The organism is Lacihabitans soyangensis (genome assembly GCF_024343775.1).
GTDB classification, from domain to species: domain Bacteria; phylum Bacteroidota; class Bacteroidia; order Cytophagales; family Spirosomataceae; genus Leadbetterella; species Leadbetterella soyangensis.
The window spans coordinates 33,437-56,612 of the sequence record NZ_RJUF01000175.1 but is presented as its reverse complement, the minus strand read 5'-3'; the positions used below and the strand labels follow the sequence as shown (position 1 = coordinate 56,612).

Genomic DNA, 23,176 nt, shown 5'->3' with positions numbered 1-23,176 from the left:
ACCTATTTTATGAAATTTGCCATTCACGGAAGAGTTTTTAAATCAGACTCTTCGGCTGCTATACAAGAGATTTTTGACGAATTAAAGAGCAATGACATCGCCTACCAAGTATCCGATTCATTTACAGAAATTCTGCATGAAGCTCAAATTCAATTTGACGACACCAATATTTTTAAAAATGCACAAGACTTACAAGACATTGACATAGCCTTTAGTTTGGGTGGAGATGGTTCTTTTTTGGAAACTTTGGGTTTAGTAGCGAGCAATGAAATCCCTGTATTGGGTATTAACTTTGGTAGGTTAGGTTTTTTAACTGACATTCAGCCACAAAATATCAAGAAAACCATCAAGAAGATTTTGGCCAAACAGTACAAAATAGATGAAAGACTCATGCTGCATACTGAGGCTAATAATGACTTTTTTGAATCAGGCATGAATTTTGCTCTGAATGAAATAGCTATCTCGAAAACCGATACTTCGTCTATGATAGTTATTCATGCGTACATAGACGGTGAGTTTTTAAATAGTTACTGGGCAGACGGCCTCATGGTGGCAACACCAACGGGTTCTACTGGTTATAATTTAAGTTGTGGTGGGCCACTTGTGATGCCAAAGTCTGAAAACTTTATCATCACACCCATTTGCCCTCATAACTTATTTGTTAGACCAATAATAGTGTCTAGCCAAAGCAAAATTACTTTGAAAGTAGAAAGTCGCAGCAAGAATTTCTTGGTATCGATGGACTCGAGAGCCAAAATAATTGGTGACGATGTGGGTGAAATTAACATCAGCATGGAGACTTTCAAAGCCAAACTAGTGAAGATTGACGGAATGAGTTTCTTAAGCACACTCCGCAAGAAACTAAATTGGGGCGACGATATCAGAAACAGAAATTAAAAAAATATTCAATAAAAACGAATTAGAAATCGTTTTAGAACAAATTCGAAAAAACTAGGAAACACCATGTTGAAACCCATAAGTAAATATTACAACGTCGTTTTGGTATTAATGATGCTTGTATCTACTAATGCACTAGCTCAAAAAAACGGCCTTTTTAGTAAGAAAAGCGTCCTTAACCAATACGCCACCGTGGGAATTGGTGGTGGTAGTTCGCACTATTTTGGGGACTTAGCTCCGTATTCGAAGTTTTATTATGGTATTTACACTAACGTTCGTTGGAATGGAAGTATAAACTATACAAGATTTTTGAATGCAAACGCAGCTGCAAGGGTGTCTTACACCTACGCAAGAATTTATGGCGATGATTATACTTTTGCCTCAAGAAACCTAGAAAAAATGGCCGCAAACTATGTTCGAAACTTGAGCTTCAGAAACGATTTGCAAGAATTTACGCTTTCAGGCATTTTCAATATACTTCCTCAATATGGAAAAGGTGCAAAAGGCAGGAGTAACATCATGCCTTACGGTGCCATAGGTATTGGCATATTTGGACATAATCCAAAAGCCAGAGGAGAAGTAGGGTTTGATCCTGCCACAGGATTACCGGCTAAAGCACCATGGGAGGCATTAAAGCCGTTGAACACCTCCGGACAAGGTATTCCGGGAAGCACCGTGAAAACATATTCTCTCGTGCAACCAGTTATGCCAATAGCTTTGGGTCTAAGGGTTAAAATAAATTCCAACTTCGATTTTACAGCCGAAGCAGGTTTAAGACTTACACCATTCGACTATCTTGATGATGTTGGCAACACTACCTATCCATCGAAGTCTTTAATGGTTTCAAATTATGGTACCGATGCAGCAGGCTTTAGCTACAGAGCTGGTGAAGATTACACGGCAAATTCGGGAGATTTGCGTCTACAAAATTTTATTCAAGCAGCATCCCAGTTGGGTTTTAGTACGGCCGGAATTGCACCCTCTACTAACGCAGAACAAATTTATCCCTACTCATCCAAGAGAGGTACTAAGAGAATAGACAGCTATATTCTTACCCAGTTTACACTAAGTTACGTCTTGAGCAACAACATCAAATGCCCTGTAATTAAATGATTTAACCTCTACCTTTTTTTATTTCAGAGAAAAAACAGGAACTTTGCTGTCGCAAACTAGAGGTATGTTCAAAAAAACACTATTCTTTCTTTCTATTTCTTATTTTTCTGTAGCACAAAAACTTGAGATTGGTGCTGGTCTGGGTCCGACCTACTATAAAGGTGACTTACAACCAACATTCAGAGTTCTTAATCCAAGTATAGGAAGTAATGTTTTTGTGAGATACAATGCTTCGAAGGTTATCTCCATAAAAGCAAACGCTATGATCGGTTTTGTGCATGGCAATGACCGAAAGTCTGGAAATGTTTTGAACCAATACAGAGGGCTAAAATTCAACAATACACTATGGGATTACAACGGACAGATTGAATATAACTTTTTGAATTTCAGAACCCACAATGGCCGCTATGAACATCAATGGACGCCTTATTTGTTTGGTGGTCTAGGGAATATGCAGTTTCTTACTAGAAAATATACTACCAGATTGATATCAAAACAAAACGCAAATATTTCCGGCCCCGATCCTGTTTTGCCTTTCGGCATTGGCTACAAAAAAATCATCAACGGTAAGTGGAACTTTGGTATTGAATTTAGTACGCGTGTATTACTACGTAAAAAAAATGCAGACACCTTCGATGGCTTTGGTTTCAATCCAACCAATGGAGAGGTACAGAATTATTACATTGCCCAAGACGGCTCGGACTCAAACATAACTTTATTAGAATACCCGAATACCTTGCAGAAAGACAAATATTTCCACATTTCGTTTTCAGTAAGCTATCTTTTTTATAAAGTACATTGCCCTCCGGGAAGATAATTCCAGACCATTCACGTACCAATAAGCCCCTCGAAATCAATTAAAACTATATTTTTGCTTTATTAGATACACTGCTTTTTATTCCTTTATCTTTTTTGTATTTTTGCAGTCCTTTTCAAACGGACAAACACTATTTTTTTTGGAAGACATCGATTTAAACAATTTACCCAAGCATATAGCCGTTATCATGGATGGTAACGGAAGATGGGCGAAGAGCAAAGGTGCCATGCGTATTTTTGGCCACCACCACGGCATTGCGGCTGTTCGTGATACCGTTGAGGGCTGTGCTGAGCTGGGTATTGGACACCTAACACTTTATACTTTTTCAACCGAAAACTGGGGAAGACCCAAGGCCGAAGTTGACGGGATAATGAGTCTATTGATAAAAACCATTGGTGACGAAATACCAAGTTTACATAAAAACAATGTCAGACTTAAGTGTATTGGCGACTTAGAAATGTTACCGAAAAACGCTAGGAATGAGATGTTAGCAGGTATTGAAAAAACCAAAAATAACACTGGTTTAGTACTTAGTCTAGCATTAAGTTACAGCGGAAAATGGGATATAGTACAAGCTATTAAACAAATAGCTACCAAAGTAAAAACGAACGAAATCGAAATAGAAGATATTAACGAAAGCATGTTTAACAAGTTTTTGTCCACATATCCAGACCCTGACGTTGACTTTCTTATAAGAACCGGAGGAGACCATAGAATAAGCAATTACCTACTTTGGCAGTCTGCCTACGCAGAACTTCTGTTCTTAGACGACGTTTTTTGGCCTGACTTTAGAAAGGAGCATTTGAAGGATGCTATTAAAACATATCAACAAAGAGAGAGAAGATTCGGAAAAACAGGAGATCAGATAAAAACAAATAAATGAGGAATTCTTTAAAACTATTCATATTAACAGTCCTAATTTTTGCAGTGCACATCGTTGCAAAAGCCCAAAGAGTAGGTCTTCCGCGTTTAAACAGAACGGTATCTGAGGAAGCCTTGGTAGATTACACTAGTCCAAAAGATTATATTATTGGTGGCATTGTAGTAACAGGTGCCAAATTCCTTGACCCAAACACACTGATATCTGTTTCAGGTCTGAATGTAAACGATGAGATAAAAATCCCAGGGGAGCGAATCTCGACAGCCATCAAAAGACTGATGGACCAAGGTATTATAGAGGATGTATCCATTAACATCACAAAAGTGGAGGGTAAAACCGTATTTCTCGAACTAGCTTTAAAAGAAAGACCAAGACTCAACAAGATAGTACTGAACGGTATCAGAAAAGGAGAAAAAGAGACGATTGAGGAGAAAATAAAAACCTATAAAGGCAAGGTAATTACTGATGCCATGGTTAAAAACATTCAGAACATCGTTAAAAAGCACTATTTGGATAAAGGGTTTAGAAATTGTGCAGTTCAGGTTCAACAAATCGCTGATACCGTACGGGTAAATAACGCTGCTTTGGTGTTTAACATCTCCAAAAAATCAAAAGTAAAAATAAACGATATCCAGCTAAACGGAATCAAGGAATTGCCCGAATGGAAGGTACTCTCTAAAATGAAAGGAACGAAAGAAAAAGCACCTTTGAGAATATTTACACCTTCAAAATTCGTTACGAAGAAATATAAAGAAGACAAAGAAAAACTGATCAGTTTCTTGAATAAAAACGGATATAGGAACGCACAGATTGTTAGCGATTCTATATATGAAGTAGATGACAAGAACATCAACATTGTTTTGAATGTTACCGAAGGGAATAGATTTTACTATAGAAATATTACCTGGACGGGTAATTATCTGAGAAATTCGGATACTCTTGCCTTGATCCTAGATGTTAAAAAAGGTGATTTATACAATCCTGAGGAACTTGAGAAAAAAATAAATGGAAAGCCTCAGCAAGACGTAAGTTCTTATTACATGGATGACGGATATTTATACTTTAGCTGTCAACCGATAGAAACCGCCATAGATGGCGACTCTATTGATATCGAAATGAGAATCACCGAAGGCAAGCAAGCCACTATCAATAAGATTATTCTAAACGGCAATACCAAAACCAGTGACCATGTGGTCCTTCGTGAAATCCTAACTAAGCCAGGACAAAAGTTCAGCAAAACTGACTTGGTAGAAACGGTACAGATGCTCTCGAAATTGGGCTATTTTGACCCTCAAAAAATTGACCCTAAACCGGTTCCTCAAAATGACGGCACTGTCAATATTGAATATAATGTAGAAGAAAAATCCAATGACAACATCGAACTTTCGGGTGGTTGGAGTGGCATACAGGGAATAATCGGTACGTTTGGTATTGTATTTAACAACTTTGCCATACGCAAAATACTTAATCTTAGAGAATACAAACCACTTCCAAAGGGCGACGGTCAAAGATTCTCTATTAGGTTTCAAGCCAATGGTGGTTTCCAAAATTACTCTATGTCTTTTACAGAGCCTTGGTTGGGAGGTAAAAAACCAAACTCATTCTCGGTAAGCTTATTCCACTCTGTGCAAGATTATAGCAAAATTGCAGAAAGAATGCAACGTCTTCAAGGCAATTCATTCAATAATCCATTTTTGGGGGGTGGATTTAATTCAGCACTATATCAAGGATTTTTTAGAAATACAGGTGGATCAGTGACTTATGGCAAGAGACTTAACTGGCCAGATAGAAACTTTAACTTCAGTACCGCATTTTCATATCAGTATTATGATGTAGAAAATAGTTTCTTGCTTTCAAACTTTAGAAATGGTCAAGCTCATGATGTATCGCTGGGCTTTAACGTCTCTCGATATAGCCTTGACAACCCTCAGTTTACAAGAAGCGGTTCCAACATTTCATTAAATACAACTTTCAACCCACCGTATTCATTATTTGGTACACAGAAGTCAGGAAAACTGTGGATAGAAGGACACAAGTGGATGTTTGACGCTGACTGGTATGCCCCTGTTTTTGGCAAGTTGATCTTCCACGCCAAAGGAAACATGGGTTTCTTGGGTAAATATAACTCAAGCACTGGCTATAGTCCATTTGGTAGATTCGTAATAGGTGGAGCAGGTATGGGTCTCCAAAACACCAACAGTATCGGTGTCGAATTGATCGGATTAAGAGGTTACGACGAAGGTGTAGTATATGAGGCTACTTATAACGAAAAAGTAGAGGCAGCTCAAGCAACAGGGACTTTCTCTAGGACGGGTGGAATTATATATAGCAAATACGCATTAGAGTTGCGTTATCCGGTTTCTCTTAACCCTCAGGCCACCATATTTGTCTTGGGATTTGCCGAAGCGGGTAACAGCTGGGGTAGTTACAAAGACTACAACCCGTTTAAGTTACGACGCTCGGCCGGTATTGGTGCCAGAGTATTCATGGCAGCCTTTGGTTTACTCGGAATCGACTATGGTTACGGTTTTGACCCAATCCCTGGCCTACAAAATCAAGGTAGAAAAGCCTTTACATTTAGTATTGGTCAGCAGATTCGATAATGTTAAAATTCTGTTAATCCGAGATAGAATTATAAACTCTAGACAAAGAATTTCGTCTTAAGAACACGAAACCGTTGAATAAAAAACAAAAAGGACTAAATCTAAAAAAAATGAAATTGAAAATATTTTTTTTACTTTTGATGCTCGGAGGTTTCCAGTCCATTGCTCAAAAATTTGGCTACATTGATACGGAATATATCATGAACAAAATGCCAGAATATAAGAAAGCAAATGAAGAAATGAATCAATTTGCAGAAAAATGGACGAAAGACATTCAGGCCAAATATGCAGATGTAGAAAAAATGAAACAGAAATATCAGCAAGAAGAAATACTTCTGACGGCCGATATGAAAAAAGAAAAACTGGCTGAAATTGACAAAAAAGAAGAAGAACTGAGAACATTAAACAACAGTATTTTCGGATTGAATGGACAGCTATTTCAGAAGAAAAAGGAGATATTGAAGCCAATATTGGACGAAATATACAAAACATCCGAAAAAATAGCTCGAAAATATAAACTTAGTTTTATCTTTGACAAAGCATCTGACATGAGTATGTTTTATGCTGACCCTAAGCACGATTATACAGATTTTATAATGGACGAGCTTGGATTAAATCTTAAAAAGTAAACCAATTTAATTTTATTAATACTACAGAAATGAAAATCAAACTATTTGTAATTGCTTTAACAATTTTAGCAAGTATTTCAACAAACGCTCAGAATCTTAAGATAGGTTATACCAATATAGAGTTTATCCTTCAAAACCTACCAGATTCTAAGGATATTCAAGCGAAATTATCTACAGAAAAAGCTCAGTATGACAAACTTTATCAAGATAAATTAGCCGAAGCTCAAAAAATGTTTGAAGACTATCAAAAAAATGCAGCTTCAATGTCAGCAGTTATCAAAGCAGACAAAGAGAAAACTTTGCAAAACAAACAAAATGAATTGCAAGAGTTACAACAGAATGCAGAGACAGCTCTTTCTCGTAAGCAACAAGAAATGATTGCACCGGTTATGGATAAAATCCAAACCGCGATCGATGCAGTAGCTAAAGAGAATGGATACACGTATGTTTTAAACTCTGACGCTGGATATGGCACGACACCAGTAATCTTAGTTGCTCCAGAAACTGATAACATTACCAACTTGGTATTCAAGAAAATGGGTGTTCCGATTCCTGCTGAAACCAAAGACGCTGCCCCAGCTTCTACAACTCCGAAAAAATAATTTTTAGATTTTTTAGAATAGACGAAGCCTTTGGTTAATGCCAAAGGCTTTTTTTATATCAATACAATGTCATCTGCATGAATAAAGATCAAATTCTGCACTTTAAGGTTTTCTTGTAGAATTTGAGAGGATATTTTTGCTTTACCTACCGCCAGTATTTGTTTGGTTTCATCTAATATTTCAACCAACTCACCCGATTCAAATTCTCCATCAAAACTCGTAATACCTACGGCAAGAAGACTTTTGCGATTAAGAAGTGCTTTACTCGCTCCTGCGTCAATGGTCACACTACCCACCGAGATAGCACCACTCGCAATCCATTTATTTTTAGCTGATAAATTGGCATCTTGAGGCAAAAATGTCGTCCCTGCTTTTTCGTTAATGGCATTCAATATGCCGTCTACCACCTTCATTCCGAATATAATAACTTTTATACCCATTTTGTTGGCCAAATGAGTAAATGTAAGCTTCGAAGCCATTCCACCCAGACCTAAAGCTGTTTTGGATTTACTCACCATTCCCAGAATTTCCTCATCAATTTTTTCCACTTGATTCACCAACTGGCCTTCTTTATTCAGTAAACCACCAGAAGCCGTGCAAAGCATGAGAACTTGGGCTCCAAACCCGCCGGCAATTAAAGTAGCTAATTCATCATTATCAGAAAACTTTAGCTCCCGATTGCTCACTACGTCGTTTTCGTTGGCTATCGGAATTATATTACTTTTCCAAAGTTCATCGTAGGTTTCCTTTAGTTGCAAAAACTGCTGTCTGTTGGCAAAATGCTGTCTTTCCAGAAGACTTTGGGCAACATTGATATTGTATTTCTGAAAAGCTTGGTCGTACATTTTTAATAAAAGTGGATTTCCAATGGCCGCAGCTGCCTTTCTTTGGCTTATAGTGCCTTCATAATTTTGCACAAAATGTTTTCCAGCACCCACCGCTCCTGAAGACACAATAATGATTCTATATTTTTTATGCAAGATAGCGGCCTGGCGTGCAATCTCGTCTATTATAGCTACATCAGGCTCGCCTGATGGTTTCGTAATGGAGGCCGTTCCAAACTTTAAAACTAATAGGGGTCTTTTCATTTTTAGTCAATATATCGAGGCAAAGCAAGGCTCTTGGCCAAGCCTGCATGAATACCATTATAAAAGAAATCAAGAATAGTATTAATGTCATCCACAAATTCTATTTGATAGTCCTCGTGAATTCCTTTAAGGTTTTTGAGCAAAAGCAACATTTTTTTGATATTATATTCATTCAGTTTGTGGTTATATTTCAGGTCAGGTTTGTTGAAAACCAGCGAATAATCAGTTACAAACTTCAAAATCAACTTAAGACTTAAACGTACCTCACCCACCTTGTCACTAGTGATTCTTTTGTGGTGGGAAATCTGTGCAAAATAGCTTCTTTGTAAAGTCAGTAGCTCTTTTGATTTGATTGCATTATATCTTTTAAGATTTTCTATTTGATCAGCTACTGAATCCTGACGTAGCTTTAGATCTATCTCTGGATGTTCTAACAGTTTAAAATGTAGTTGCTCAACCAAAACCTTATTTTTGTCAATAAGTCTAATCAGAATCTTATTTTTTTCTTTTGTTGGTAAGGCTAATATGGCTTCTTCAAGATCTTTTTCGATTAATTTCGCCATTTCACCAAATCATTAGAATTCTCCAAAAGGCTGAAATTAGGACCAATATAAGACACAAAGGAGTCAAAACTTTCCAACACAGATACATGAGCTGATCGATTCTGAGGCGAGGCAAGGTCCATCTTACCCACATCTGAACTAACATACCGAAATAAGCCTTTGAAAATATCCAGAAAGCCCCCCAAAGGTGCATGGCTATTGATCCATCTTTTCCTGATGTCCAATCAGCCAATTTTAATGAGCCAATATTTGGCAATGGCGTATTCCATCCTCCCAAAAACAAAATTGTAGCCATAAATGCCAACAATAGCATCATGCCATATTCCGCTAAGAATATGATAGCCCAACGAAAACCCGAATATTCTGTATGAAAACCGGCAATCAATTCGGACTCTGCCTCGGGCAAATCGAAAGGAGCTCTATTGGCTTCAGCTAAGCCTGAAATCACAAAAACAATGAAAACAATGAATAAAAATGGATTTCTAAAAATATTCCAGGTCAAAAAACCACCCACATTTGTGGTTTCTATTCCCAAGGCTTTTATTCCAAAAAGGTAATTGGGCTCATTAGAAAAAATGCCTTGCAAGCCGATTATTTCCTGCAAATTAAGGCTAGCACTCGTTATAGCTACACAAAGAATACATAAACCAATGGGTACTTCATACGAAAGAATTTGGGCAACCGAACGCATGGAGCCCAACAACGCATACTTGTTATTTGAGGACCATCCCGCCATCAAAATACCTATTATATCTAGTGAAATAACACCTATCAAAACAAATACTCCTGACTGCAAATCAGCTCCTTGAAGCAATTTATTGATAGGTATAAGAGCAAAGCCTGCAAAAATAGCTGCAAAAATAAGAAAAGGTGCTGCTTTAAAAAGTCTCTTGTCTGCCGTAAATGGTATGATGTCCTCCTTTTGAAATAGTTTCATTAAGTCAGCAAACAATTGTAAAAGGCCCCACTTACCTACTTCCATCGGACCAAGTCTGTCTTGAATAAATGCAGAGAGTTTTCGTTCGAGATATACACTCACGATAACATTGGCACCTATGACGGCAAGGAAAATAAGTAAGGCTACAACCATTGCTTAGAATTCAGCATTTTTCGGTGTACGTGGGAAAGGAATTACATCACGGATGTTACCCATGCCAGTCACAAAAAGCACCAAACGCTCAAAACCAAGACCAAATCCTGAGTGTGGGGCAGAACCAAACTTGCGGGTATCTAAATACCACCAAAGGTTTTCTGGATCTATACCTACCTCGTTAATGCGGGTCATCAATTTCTCGTAGTTATCTTCTCTTTGAGAACCACCGATTATTTCGCCAATGCCAGGGAATAAAACATCCATGGCTCTAACTGTTGCACCCGGAGTCGCATCAGACACTTCATCTTGCTTCATGTAAAAAGCTTTTATGTCCTTCGGATAGTTGGTAAGTATAACTGGCTTTTTGAAATGCTTCTCTACCAAATAACGTTCGTGTTCTGACTGAAGATCTATACCCCAGCCTACTTCGTATTGAAACTGCTTCTTTTGTGCTGGCTTAGATTTTAATAAAATATCTATAGCCTCGGTGTAAGTAAGTCTTTCGAAGTCATTTTCAACCACAAACTTCAGTTTTTCCAATAATGTCAACTCCGAACGTTCGTTTTGAGGTTTTGATTTTTCTTCTTCCAAAAGTCGATTTTGAAGAAACTCCAAATCGTCCTTACAGTTATCCAAGGCATACTGAATTACGTATTTCACAAAACTCTCGGCGAGATTCATGTTGTCCTCCAAATCATAAAACGCAACCTCCGGCTCAATCATCCAAAACTCCGCCAAGTGACGGGTAGTGTTGGAATTTTCAGCTCTAAAAGTTGGTCCAAAAGTATATATTTTTGAAAGAGCCATGGCACCCAATTCGCCCTCCAACTGTCCGGATACGGTTAATGAAGTTTCTCTACCGAAGAAATCTTGGCTAAAATCTACCGAACCGTCCTCATTTTTAGGAGCGGCGTTGGGCTCGAAACTACTCACTCTGAACATTTCACCAGCACCTTCGGCATCGGAGGCCGTAATGATGGGGGTGTGTAAATAAAAGAACCCGTTGTCGTTGTAATACTTGTGTACAGCAAAAGCGAGAGCGTGTCTTATTCTAAAAATTGCTCCGAATGTATTGGTTCTGAAACGCAAATGGGCTTTTTCTCGAAGAAATTCAAGGCTATGTTTTTTCGGCTGCATCGGAAAAGTTTCGTCAGCTGTACCATAAATCTCTATACTTTGAGCTAAAACCTCAACTGCTTGACCTGAGCCAGCAGAAGCCACCAAAGTACCCGAAACTGCTATACAAGCTCCCGTTGATATTTTTTTGAGTGTTTCTTCGTCAATCTTACCGTCTTCAACAACCGCCTGAATATTTTTTATAGTAGAGCCGTCATTTAGATTTATGAAGACGATATTGGCTTGACCACGTTTGGTTCTTACCCAACCTTTTACTATTACACTTTGACTTTCGGGCGAAAGTTGGAGAATATCTTTAATCTGCATATTTTACGAAAATTTTATATCGATTTAAAATTCCTGCAAAATTAAGGATTTCGAGGGGTATTTACTATGCAAAACGAGGATAATTAAATGAGAAAATTATCTTAAATTCTAGTCTGCAGTGGTCTTGAAAGTTTCTACCTCAGCATATTTTATCAAAGAAGGAAAATCTAACTGTGTGATGGTTTTTTTTTCTTTGACATGAGTACCAAAAACCTTCTCCACGGGAATTTTAAAATTGGCCTTTATACTCAAAGAGTAGTAGTTGTTCAGCGGTAAGTTACCAGAACTTAAAAGTGGCACGCAAACTTTGTTCTGGTCGCTATTTTGTGCCGATTCCGCATCTACTAACATTGGGAAAACACAGTCGTATACGTCAAACTGACGTTTTATCAAAACCTTACGACTAGGTAATTTGGCTTTCCCTGACCACCAAATGTCTTTGACCGCATTCATGGCGGCTATCGTACTTTCTCTATTTTTTACGGCATCTAAACCATCTAAAGTTGCCTTCACATTCTTTGTCATTTCGGCCTCATATTCGCCATCGGCCAATATAGACTGCATGCCCAAGTGTACACCAAGTAAGTTGGAATAGGCATCTTCTACCGAAAAACTAGAATAACGCTCTGGCACCAATGGAATAAACGAGGCTCCATAGGAAGTGGATATTTCATGCCAAACAGAAAGGTCATAGGCTATTTTTCCAGCCAAATGAACGAGGTCCTCGTCGGTCAAATTTTCAGGCACATTGAAATTCAAAGTTTTCATACCGCCCTCATTGCCAAGTTTCAATGAAAAAACAACATTATGCCGTTCTTTTTGAATATAGAGGTATACAAATGCTGTAAAGTCAGCAATGTCCCTCAAGTGACCCATGTCAATAAAACCGCCCTTTTGGGTGTAAATAATACCGTTATTCTCGGCTTTATTACCCAAATATTTGTGTTCGCCAATAAGTTCGGGAGACGTAACTTCGGTATATTTGATAAAAGGCATCCCTGCCACTTTAACATCTACTCCAAACGAGCAGCAAGTTCTAATAATTCTGGGAGGCGGATTTTTGAGATTTACGTCTTTTGGAGCTTTTGCAAATAAGCTGCAAGAAATAAATAAAAGTGTTAATATTCGCATATTTTTGTATCTCCACAGATTTGACCACAAAAATAATCCTTTTGTGACAGATTTAATGGAATGATAATGTTAAATTGATAATTGATTTTAAATACAATAAGTTCAAAATATGCTTCACGAAGTTCCGTCAAAACTTGATATAGTCACCACACATGAAAGAATCAGACCTTACATAAACAGAACACCCGTTTTGTCATCTGATAAAATCAACGAAATATGTGGTGCTGAAGTGTTCTTTAAATGTGAAAATCTTCAGAAAATAGGTGCATTCAAAGCAAGAGGTGGAATAAATGCAGCCTTAAGTCTAGAGAAAGATGAAGTAAAGAATGGAGTTTGTACCCATTCATCGGGAAATCATGCTCAGGCGGTAGCTCTTGCGGCTAAAATGTTAGGCGTAAAAGCCTACATTGTCATGCCAAATAATGCACCAAAACCTAAAGTAAATGGGGTGATAGGCCTTGGTGCCGAATTGATTTTCTGTGAACCAACCCTAGAAGCAAGAGAAAATGGCGTTAAAGAAATAATAGAAAAAACAGGTGCCAAATTCATACATCCATTTGATAACTATGACGTTATAGCTGGCCAAGCAACTGCTTCTAAGGAACTTTTGGAAGAATATCCAGACTTAGACGCCATACTTGCACCTGTTGGTGGTGGTGGACTTTTAAGCGGAACAGGGCTTAGTGCAAAGTATTTCTGCAAAAAAGCAAAAGTGTACGCCGGAGAACCCGAAGGTGCCGCTGATGCTGTTTTATCTTTCAAATCGGGCAAAGTGGAAAAGGCTCCTTATATCAAAACGATTGCCGACGGGCTGTTAACCAACCTCTCGGAAAAAACTTTGGGCATCATAAAAGATACCGTAACGGATATACTTTTAGTAAATGATGATGAAATTATGGCCGCACTGAAGCTTGTCTTTGAAAACCTAAAAATTATTATCGAACCTTCGTGTGCCGTTCCTTTGGCAGCACTCATCAAAAACAAGGAATTGTTTAAAAATCAACAAGTTGGAATAATCCTCAGTGGTGGCAATGTTGATTTGAGCAAATTGAGCTTTACCTAATCAGTACACTTAAATCCAATTTATACAATACTATAAAACTATCAGCTCTACTCTCCTATTTTTCCGGCGAGTTTCTTCGGATTCGTTGCTGGCGATTGGTTTCGTACTTCCAAAACCCCGGGTGCTGATTCGCTTGTCGTCAATACCTTTCTTTACCAAAAAGTTTTTAACCGCCAAAGTTCGATTTCTCGAGAGTGTTAGGTTGAGGTTAAAATCTCCTTGGTTGTCGGTATGGCCTTGCAGTTCTATTTTGGCCTTGGGATTATTTTCTAAAAATGCGAAAATATTTTCAAGCTCAGGAATGGACTCTGGCAATATAACATCCTGACTTTTAAGAAAATACAGGTTCTTCAGAATACCCTTTGGATTAAAGCCGACAATATTATTTTGTTCAGAAAAAATTTGAAACAGATTGGATGCATTTTTCTCATCAATAAAAAAATCATATAGTTTGATCATAGCCACTGCACCAGCAGTGGTTGGAGTTCCTTCCTGAGAAAAAAAACTTACTTGAGATTTATCATCAATTTCCAGATTGTTGCCAGTATCCGAAAAATTAAGTGTGAGTTTTCCGTTTACAAAAACATTCATTTGCTTGGTTTGGACATTTCGGGTGGTTACCAGATGTACGTATTTACCCTGACTAGAAATCAGCTGATCTCCCAAAAGTTGCCCATAGAGCAGCATACTACCATCGTCGTACCTGAAATACATCTCAATCCCGTAAGATCCATTAATGAAATTCTTGATTTTGGTGTTGTCAAAAACCAAACCCGAGCTTTTTGGAAAACGATACACCTTTCGTTTTTCTTTACCAAACTTCTCTACCACCTCCTCCAAAAACTCTCCTTTGTCGCCTTCGATTCCTAAAGCTGGGAAGTTACCCGAAAACTCATCAAAGCCTTTATCGAAGTAATAAAAAGCTTGATTTTGAGCGGATACTTGATTTAAACATAAACCACAAAAAATAAGTAGTAGGAATCTCATGCCAATGATTTTAATATTTTTCAAATCTAACGAAAACCTGAAAATTATTTCAGCAGAAATCAAATTCTTTGGTTGAAAAACATGAAATTTGTGTAAAAAGAATTATGGAGTCAACTGTTATAAAAAGTATCGTTATTCAGGCTTTGCAATTTATTGTCATAATTATGCTCATCAGTTTCGTGTTAGATATCGGCTTTGATAAACTAACCCAAGAGCCGTTTTTGGCTAATTTAGAAAACTGGTTTCAGTCTATCCTGACGCTCAACAAGCTGGGAATTTGGGTAGCTATTTCGTTAGTATATAGTTATTTTAGAGTAACCAAGTTGAAAAAATAGATTTGGAAAAGCCTAAAATGAAAATAGCCTGGAGCAATGCCCCAAGCCATTTTGATCTATTAAACCCTAATTATTATTGTGCCAAAGTAGCGAACGTCTCTTGTTTCACAGGCATAATAGCCCACAAGATAAGGTACATGAACACTACAGGTACTGGTGTAAAAAAGGCACCCACGGCCAAAACTCTCACCAGCGTAACATCGATACCAAAATACTCAGCCATACCGGCCATAACACCACCCAACATCGACTCATTTCCTTTAATTCTAAATAGCTTTTTCATATTTGTATTTGTTTATTTTGTTTTGTTTGATGATTCAAAACTAACATACGACAAGGTACTATGCATAACAAAGTACATGAATGGATAGAAATAATGATGAGGTGTATTTTTTGATTATGGTATTTGAAATTTAATTTGCAGTGGCCCTATATTACATGCTAATGAAGTTCCGATAGCTATCAAAACAAGCAACGCTGATTTTCCCGGATTAAATGATCGAGATAATTCTAAATGGCACGCTGATGACGCTGATACAAGCAACGCTGACTTTCGCGGATTACATTAGCGAGATAATTCTATATGGCACGCTGATGACGCTGATGAAAGCAACGCTGATTTTTACGGAATGAGCTTAGAGACACAGTTGGCCTGACCAAAGACCTGTAACCAATTCAACAGTAAACCAGTAACAAATTTACCAATAAACCAGTACCCAGTTCAGCAATAACCAAATACCCTACTTCATATCCACAATAGTTACGCCTTGACCTCCACGGTCTGCGTGTTCGTCTGACATCTTTTTTACTGATTTATAATGCTTTAAGTGGGTCCTTACCAAGTTTCTTAATATCCCGTCGCCTTTGCCATGAACAATCCTTAGTTGAGGATAACCAAGAAATATGGCATCATCCATCAATAAATCGACCTCATGAAGAGCCTCCTCGCCCCTTTTCCCACGAATGTCAAGATTAAAACTAAACTGTGTCATTTTCTCATTGATGTCAATACCTTTCAGGTTTTCTCGAGGAGTTTCTTTATTAGCAGACTTAAATTCTTTCTTCGAAACCTTCTCTAAACGATTAAGTTTGATATTGGATTTTAACTCACCGAGAGATACCTCTGCATCCTTCCCATTCAAACTAACCACCTGACCAAAAGTATCTTGTCCAATTATTCTTACAAAATCGCCTTGGGCAATTTTGCCATCCGCTTTCTGGAATACATCAGCTGTTTGTTTTTGAACCTGAGGTTTTTCGGGTTTGAGTTTTTCTTCCTTGAATTCCTCCAACATTTGCCTCACCACTTTGGTGGTTTCTTTCTCGGCTTTGTTTTCTTTTATTTCCCTTATCGTACTCTCTATCTGCCTATTGGCGTCTTTGAGTAGTGTTTTGGCGTTTTCTTTGGCCTCATTCAGAATTCGTTTTTTATCGCTATCCAAGAAATTTTTGAGGGCGTTGTACTGCTCAATCTTTTGTTTAAGTTCGCTGGTTTCTTTTTTGAGCAAAGCATTTTGTTCGGCAAACACCTTCTTCTCAATCTCCAGTTCTTTGAGCAATTTCTCAAAGTTGACCTGACTTTTACCCAACTTTCGTTTCGAATTGTCAATAATATGCCTTGGTAAGCCGATTTTCTGAGCCACTTCTAGGGCAAATGAACTGCCGGGTTGGCCCATCTCGAGCTCATAAAGTGGATCCAAATGCTCGGCATCAAACTTCATGGCTCCATTTATAAGGCCTTCGTTTTTGTCTGCAAATATTTTGAGGTTGGTATAGTGAGTGTTTACCACGCCAAAAGCACGATTTTTCAGTAGATTTTCTAAAATGGACTCTGCTATAGCTCCACCTAAACTCGGCTCTGTGCCCGTTCCGAATTCATCTATCAAAAACAAAGTGTGCTTATCAGAATGCACCAAAAACTCACGCATATTGGTCAGGTGTGAACTATAGGTACTGAGGTCATTTTCAATACTTTGTTCATCGCCAATATCTATAAAAACACTTTTGAAAATTCCGACTTTCGAATCCGGCGAAACGGGCACCAAAAGACCACACTGAGCCATATATTGAATCAATCCGATGGTCTTCAGCATCACTGATTTTCCGCCTGCATTTGGTCCCGATACAACCAAAATTCTATTCGTACTATCTAAAACTACCCTGAGTGGAACAATAGATTTATTCTGTTTTTTATGTGCCAAAAACAGCAGTGGATGCACTGCCTTTGTCCAATCAACAATAGTTTCGTTGAGCAGAAGTGGGCTTGTGGCGTCTATTTTTTGAGCCAACTTGGCCTTTGCTCTGATAAAATCCATCAGACCAAGAAAATGGTAAGACTTTTCAAGATCCGTAATATGCGGTCTCAAAGCAGAAGTTAAATTTTCCAAAATATGAATAACTTCCCTTCGCTCCTTTATCTCTAAATCTCGGATTTCATTGTTAGCCTCCAAAACTTCTCCTGGTTCCACAAAGGCAATCTGCCCTGAGGTAGATTCGTCGTGAACGAAACCCTGAAGTTTGCGTTTGTGTTCGGCCAAAAGAGGTAAAACTAATCGGCCATTTCGGTAAGCCAAACTCATGTCTTCACTTATCCAGCCAGAGTTTTTGGCAGTTCTGTAAATCCGCTCTAAAGTACGTTTTACGTTGTTTTGCTCTACTGATAACTTTCTTCTAATTTCGTAAAGCTCCTTGGAGGCATTGTCCTTGACCTTTCCTTTTTCGTCTATCACGCCACCGATTTGTGCTATCAAGTCACTCCATCCATCTTGCTTGTCTGCAGGAAGTGTATTTTGCATCAACCCACGCAACTGAGGGCAACGACCTTCCTCTTTGTTTTTAAAAAAATGAATGATTTGCTGAATGGTGGTTAGAGAAAGTTTTATATCAAAAAACTCTTCTTCGTCTAAATAAGAACCGACAATAGCCGCCCTCTTGAGAAAGGGAATGACATCCAAGTAATTTTGATTTGGGAAAGATGATTCCAGTTGCAGAATTAGCCTAAATTCTGCCGTTTGATCAATCATTCTTTTAATAATATCGAAGCGGTCGGAAAACCGGATTTTATCCACGAACGAACGACCTAGCGAACTAACACATTCTTCGGCTACTAAGGCCCTAATTTTGTCGAAACCTATCTTTAACTCTATATTTTGAGGGTATAACATCCCGTAGTTTTATTGATTTTTTTTACAAAAGTAACGCTATTTGGAGTGTTATGAAAATCGTTCATTAAAAACAACCCGATTGAAATCAATAAGTTTAGTTGAAAAACAGAAAACAGCTAATTTATCTTTTTCAAAATTCACATATAAGGTCGAATAAAGACATTTTTAAGTACAAAATCCAGAATAAAGACAAAGAAAAGCCTTATTTTTGAAGATTATTAAAACAGTTTTTAGCTTAGATGAAATATCTTTTTACGCTCTCTTTTTTCGCTTTATTGATTTCTTGCAAAAACAAAAACCAGCTTTTTGAGAAGTTGAGTTCAGGCGATACCAACATCGACTTTGTGAACCAAATAACCGAAAATGAAATAGACAACGTACTTAATTACGAATATTTCTACAATGGCGGCGGTGTAGCATCAGCAGACTTCAACAACGACGGTTTGCAAGACCTTTACTATACAGCCAACCAAGGGACAGACAAACTTTATATCAACAAAGGTGACCTTAAATTCGAGGACATTACCGAAAAAAGTGGAATAAAATATAATGGAGAGTGGAAAACTGGCGTAAGTGTGGTGGACATTAACAACGATGGCTACCAAGACATTTATGTTTCTGTTTCTGCAAATATTGACAATCCGGAACTCCGAGGCAACAAACTATATATCAATAACAAAGACCTCACTTTTACAGACAAAGCCGCTGAATATGGACTTGATTTAAAAACTTACAGTACCCAAGCAGCTTTTTTTGATTATGACAAAGACGGCGACTTGGATGCCTATATTCTCAACCATAACGTGAAGGATTTTAAGCGATTCGATGTTCAAGCGGTTCATTTTATGCGGGATTCATTGGCTGGCGACCGACTTATGCAAAATAATCAAGGCAAATTTGAGGATGTGAGCATAGCCGCAGGAATAAAAGGCAATCCGATAGGATTTGGATTGGGCATCCATACCGCCGACTTAAACAATGACGGTTGGACTGATATTTATGTCTCGAATGATTATCTAGAAGAGGATTACCTGTATATCAACAATAAAAACGGCACATTCACAGACGAAATAAAGTCTAAAACCAATCACACGAGCTATTTCTCCATGGGAAATGAAGTTGGTGATATAAACAACGACCTATTGCCTGACATCATTACCACAGATATGCTTCCAGAAGATAACAAAAGGCAAAAATTGCTCTTCGGACCAGAAAAATATGAAGCGTATTTATCGATGCTTAAAAATGGAATCCAGCCCTCGATCATGAGAAATATGCTGCAACTAAACAACGGCGACGGCACTTTTAGTGAAATAGGTCAATTGGCTGGCTTATCGAATACAGACTGGTCTTGGTCGGTGCTTTTTGCCGATTACGACAATGACGGCTACAAAGATGTTTTTGTGTCGAATGGCTACTTGAGAGACTACACCAACATGGATTTTATGAAATATTATGCCGACGAAGGGCAACAATCTGGTACAAATATTATGGAGGTAATCAAAAAAATGCCTTCGACCAAAACACCAAACTATATTTTTCAAAATAACAAAAATCTAACTTTTACAAATAAACAAAAAGATTGGGGTTTTGAAGAGGCCGTTATCACCAATGGCACCATTTCGGTGGATTTGGACAACGATGGCGACCTAGAAATTGTTACCAACAACCTCAACGAAGAATCCTTTATTTTCAAAAACCTCAGCACCGAAAGCAAGATCGGGAATTTCCTGAGTATCAACTATAACGATTCGAGAAAAACGGGAGCAAAATTTTATGTTTATGCCAACAACCTAAGGCAATTTCAGGAATTCACACCAATTCATGGCTACCAAAGCAGTACGCAGGCAAATCTAATTTTTGGTTTGGGAGTTAACAACAAAGTGGACAGTTTAGTTATCGTTTGGCCTGACGGAAAGGTTCAAAAACAAACTAATATTCAGGCCAATCAGACACTAAAAATAAGTTACAGTCCTAATTCAATTGCTCAGTCATTACCTTCTACATCCTCATATTTCGTTGAAAAAAATGCCTTGGATTTCACTCACAATCAAATGGCTCTGAACGATTTCTCAAGACAAATCCTTTTGCCACAAATGTACTCCTACCAAGGCCCAAGAATTACCAAAGGCGATGTTAATGGCGATGGACTGGAGGATGTATTTATTGGAAGCGGAAAAGGATTTCCATCTGAACTATTTATTCAGCAATCCAATGGGCTCTTTAACAAAAAAGAACAACCTGTTTTCAAACAAGACGAACTTTGCACCGACACCGACGCTGCCTTTATAGATATTGAGAAAGATGGTGACCTCGATTTGATAGTGACTAGCGGCGGATATGAATATTTACCAAACGATTTGATGCTTCAAAACCGAGTATATATCAATGACGGAAAAGGCAATTTCTCCAAATCATTTGATGCTCTAGTAGATACACCCTATGCCGATTCCAGCTTAGAGACCATAGACTTTGACAAAGATGGTGACCTTGACTTGGTAGTAGGAGGCTCAATTGTTCCGTGGAATTTCCCGATTTCTAATCCAAGCAGATTGTACAGAAATGACTCTGGCAAGTTCATAAAAGTAGACGACACTATTTTTGACAATTTAGGAATCGTAACAGATATTACCAGCACAGATTTTAACAAAGATGGCTGGGTAGATTTGGTGATTGTGGGAGAATGGACCGGAATTCAGATTTTACAAAACAACAATGGCATTTTTTCTAAACTTGACAACGAAACTGCCAAAATGATAGGTGCATGGTCTAGTGTAAAAGCCGGAGATTTTGATAAGGATGGCGATGAGGACCTGATAGTGGGCAATCAAGGATTCAACTCCCAACTAAAAGCCAGCTCCGCAGAACCAGTTAGCCTTTTTTATCAAGATTTTGACGATAATGGCAAAATTGACCCCATTTTGGCCTATTATACCCAAGGCAAAAACTACCCAGCCTACAGCCGTGATGAAATCTCTGACCAAATAGTGAGCTTGAAGAAAAAATACATTACTCATGAGGCCTACTCCACAGCTAGAATCGATGAAGTTTTGGCCGATTTTAAAGGCAAAGACATTAAAAAACTGGAGATAAATACTCTAGAAAGTATAATTCTTGAAAACGATAACGGAGTTTTCAAAGTAAAAGCTTTGCCAATTCAAGCCCAGTTTGCCCCTATTTATGCAATTGAAAATGCAGACCTCAACGGAGATGGTTTTCAAGATTTAATTCTGGGAGGAAATCAGTCAAAAGGACGTGTAAGACTCGGAAATATTGACGCCAATTATATGCAAGTATATTTAAATGATAAAAAAGGAAACTTTGTTTATCATTCGAGCTTAGGAGTTAAAGGCGATGTTAGGGGTTTAAAAATGATTAACAATCAATTGATAGTCGGAATCAACTCCGGCAAAGCTAGGAGTTTTGAATTGAACAATTTTAAAAAAGTAATCTTATGAAATCCAAATTGATCATTCTTTTATTCTTGTTTTCAATTGATTTTACAGGAAAAAGCATCTACGCAAAGTCCAAAATAGAAAATAACTTACTTAGTAAATCCTCAAAATTGACAGCTGATTCTCTAGAAAATCAGAAAAAGGTTTTAAAAAAAGAAATCTCTCTCGAATTAGATAACATACTGAATTATTGGATAAAGAACACCATTGACCATGAAAATGGTGGGTTCATTGGAAAAATAGATGGCAATGATGTGGTTTTTCCGAAAGCGGATAAAGGTTTGGTACTGAATAGCCGTATTTTATGGACATTTTCGTCGGCATACATCCACAACCCAAAGCCCGAATACAAAATGACGGCAAAAAGGGCTTATGAATATTTGATGAAGTACTTTTGGGACAAACAACATGGTGGTGGATATTGGTCAGTGGATTACTTGGGAAAGCCAAAAGAAAAACATAAGCAGATGTACGGCCAGGGCTTTATGCTCTACGGACTTTCTGAATACTACAGAGCATTTGGAGACAAAAATGCACTAAACTCGGCCATCGAACTTTTCAAACTCATAGAAAAACATGGATTTGACAAAAATCATGGCGGGTATTTTGAGGTAGCAACACAAGATTGGAAACTGACCGACGACAAGGTCATAACGCAAGGAAAAACCGATCAAAAAAAATCAATGAACACCCACCTACACATCATTGAACCCTACACCAACCTTTACAGAGTTTGGAAGGACCCATTTCTAAAAAAGCAACTTTATGGACTCTTAAACGATTTCACAGAACATATCATCGACAAAAAGACCCAAACTCAAATTCTCTTTTTAACAGACGATTGGCAACCACGATCTGAAATAATATCATACGGCCATGACATAGAGGCCTCTTGGCTGTTACTTGAAACTGCAGAAGTAATGCACGACCAACAATGGATTGAGAAAATAAAACCCTTTTCGTTAGGGCTGAGTGATGCCGCCCAAAGAGGCATTGACACCGACGGAGGAATGTATTATGAAACAGAACATGGTCACATAAAAACCCAAAAAGATTGGTGGCCACAAGCCGAAGCTATGGTAGGTTTTTACAATAGCTTTCAAATATCAAAAGACCCAAAATACTTCATTCAAGCTCAGAAATCATGGGAGTTTATCAAGAAAAACCTCATTTCAAGCACTGGAGAATGGTACTGGGGTGTTAACGGCAATGGCCAGGCTCTCACAAATATGGATAAAGTAGGAATGTGGAAATGCCCCTACCACAACGCAAGGGCATGTATGGAAATGATTAGGAGTTTGGACTAAATCTCG

Annotated in this window: 19 protein-coding genes; 11 read left to right on the top strand and 8 right to left on the bottom strand. The window is 38.0% G+C overall.

Annotated elements, in window-relative coordinates; genetic code table 11:
- Positions 1–9: 9 nt before the first annotated feature.
- The 7 genes from EGI31_RS17000 (at position 10) to EGI31_RS16970 (ending at position 7,541) form a co-directional block, all read left to right on the top strand.
- Positions 10–897 carry an NAD kinase gene (locus EGI31_RS17000; RefSeq protein WP_255038351.1) on the top strand — a complete coding sequence of 296 codons (888 nt, stop codon included), beginning with the start codon at positions 10–12 and terminating at the stop codon, positions 895–897.
- 66 nt (positions 898–963) lie between these two features.
- Positions 964–2,010, top strand: coding sequence for a hypothetical protein (locus EGI31_RS16995; RefSeq protein WP_255038350.1), 1,047 nt, complete (start codon positions 964–966; stop codon positions 2,008–2,010).
- Between the two features lie 64 nt (positions 2,011–2,074).
- Positions 2,075–2,827 (top strand): type IX secretion system protein PorG, encoded by a 753-nt coding sequence (gene porG / locus EGI31_RS16990; protein ID WP_255038349.1) that lies wholly within the window; start codon positions 2,075–2,077, stop codon positions 2,825–2,827.
- A gap of 139 nt (positions 2,828–2,966) precedes the next feature.
- Positions 2,967–3,710 carry an undecaprenyl pyrophosphate synthase gene (gene uppS / locus EGI31_RS16985; protein ID WP_255038348.1) on the top strand — a complete coding sequence of 248 codons (744 nt, stop codon included), beginning with the start codon at positions 2,967–2,969 and terminating at the stop codon, positions 3,708–3,710.
- Positions 3,707–6,310 carry an outer membrane protein assembly factor BamA gene (bamA, locus tag EGI31_RS16980; RefSeq protein WP_255038347.1) on the top strand — a complete coding sequence of 868 codons (2,604 nt, stop codon included), beginning with the start codon at positions 3,707–3,709 and terminating at the stop codon, positions 6,308–6,310. The genes uppS and bamA overlap by 4 nt, the downstream gene beginning before the upstream one ends.
- Positions 6,311–6,420: 110 nt before the next feature.
- The gene (locus tag EGI31_RS16975; RefSeq protein WP_255038346.1) at positions 6,421–6,939 is read left to right on the top strand and encodes an OmpH/Skp family outer membrane protein; all 519 of its coding nucleotides are present in this window, start codon (positions 6,421–6,423) and stop codon (positions 6,937–6,939) included.
- A 29-nt stretch (positions 6,940–6,968) separates the two neighbouring features.
- Positions 6,969–7,541, top strand: a complete 573-nt coding sequence (locus EGI31_RS16970; RefSeq protein WP_255038345.1) for an OmpH/Skp family outer membrane protein — start codon at positions 6,969–6,971, stop codon at positions 7,539–7,541.
- Between the two features lie 53 nt (positions 7,542–7,594).
- Here EGI31_RS16970 and proB read toward each other — a convergent pair whose 3' ends face one another.
- The 5 genes from proB to EGI31_RS16945 form a co-directional block, all read right to left on the bottom strand.
- Positions 7,595–8,629 (bottom strand): glutamate 5-kinase, encoded by a 1,035-nt coding sequence (proB, locus tag EGI31_RS16965; RefSeq protein WP_255038344.1) that lies wholly within the window; start codon positions 8,627–8,629, stop codon positions 7,595–7,597.
- A gap of 2 nt (positions 8,630–8,631) precedes the next feature.
- Positions 8,632–9,192 (bottom strand): hypothetical protein, encoded by a 561-nt coding sequence (locus EGI31_RS16960; protein ID WP_255038343.1) that lies wholly within the window; start codon positions 9,190–9,192, stop codon positions 8,632–8,634.
- 1 nt (position 9,193) lies between these two features.
- Positions 9,194–10,282 (bottom strand): complex I subunit 1/NuoH family protein, encoded by a 1,089-nt coding sequence (locus EGI31_RS16955; protein ID WP_255038342.1) that lies wholly within the window; start codon positions 10,280–10,282, stop codon positions 9,194–9,196.
- Between the two features lie 3 nt (positions 10,283–10,285).
- On the bottom strand, positions 10,286–11,728 hold the full coding sequence (gene asnS, locus EGI31_RS16950; protein WP_255038341.1) for an asparagine--tRNA ligase: 1,443 nt from the start codon (positions 11,726–11,728) through the stop codon (positions 10,286–10,288).
- A gap of 108 nt (positions 11,729–11,836) precedes the next feature.
- A complete protein-coding gene (locus tag EGI31_RS16945) occupies positions 11,837–12,859 on the bottom strand; it encodes a DUF4056 domain-containing protein (protein WP_255038340.1) in 1,023 nt (340 codons plus the stop codon).
- A 109-nt stretch (positions 12,860–12,968) separates the two neighbouring features.
- Between EGI31_RS16945 and EGI31_RS16940 the strand changes: the two genes are divergently transcribed.
- Positions 12,969–13,922, top strand: coding sequence for a threonine ammonia-lyase (locus tag EGI31_RS16940; RefSeq protein WP_255038339.1), 954 nt, complete (start codon positions 12,969–12,971; stop codon positions 13,920–13,922).
- Between the two features lie 30 nt (positions 13,923–13,952).
- Here the strand turns inward: EGI31_RS16940 and EGI31_RS16935 are convergent, their stop codons facing one another.
- Positions 13,953–14,909: an OmpA family protein gene (locus EGI31_RS16935; RefSeq protein WP_255038338.1), complete on the bottom strand. Its 957-nt coding sequence runs from the start codon at positions 14,907–14,909 to the stop codon at positions 13,953–13,955.
- Positions 14,910–15,013: 104 nt separating this feature from the next.
- Between EGI31_RS16935 and EGI31_RS16930 the strand changes: the two genes are divergently transcribed.
- Positions 15,014–15,244, top strand: a complete 231-nt coding sequence (locus EGI31_RS16930) for a hypothetical protein (protein ID WP_255038337.1) — start codon at positions 15,014–15,016, stop codon at positions 15,242–15,244.
- A gap of 73 nt (positions 15,245–15,317) precedes the next feature.
- On the opposite strand, the gene EGI31_RS16925 is transcribed toward EGI31_RS16930, so the two are convergent.
- Both EGI31_RS16925 and EGI31_RS16920 read right to left on the bottom strand, forming a co-directional pair.
- Positions 15,318–15,527, bottom strand: coding sequence for a PspC domain-containing protein (locus tag EGI31_RS16925; protein WP_255038336.1), 210 nt, complete (start codon positions 15,525–15,527; stop codon positions 15,318–15,320).
- Positions 15,528–15,984: 457 nt separating this feature from the next.
- A complete protein-coding gene (locus EGI31_RS16920; protein ID WP_255038335.1) occupies positions 15,985–18,408 on the bottom strand; it encodes an endonuclease MutS2 in 2,424 nt (807 codons plus the stop codon).
- Between the two features lie 239 nt (positions 18,409–18,647).
- Here EGI31_RS16920 and EGI31_RS16915 point away from each other — a divergent pair, with 239 nt between their 5' ends.
- Positions 18,648–21,866: a VCBS repeat-containing protein gene (locus EGI31_RS16915; protein WP_255038334.1), complete on the top strand. Its 3,219-nt coding sequence runs from the start codon at positions 18,648–18,650 to the stop codon at positions 21,864–21,866.
- A complete protein-coding gene (locus EGI31_RS16910) occupies positions 21,863–23,170 on the top strand; it encodes an AGE family epimerase/isomerase (protein ID WP_255038333.1) in 1,308 nt (435 codons plus the stop codon). The genes EGI31_RS16915 and EGI31_RS16910 overlap by 4 nt, the downstream gene beginning before the upstream one ends.
- Positions 23,171–23,176 lie beyond the last annotated feature (6 nt).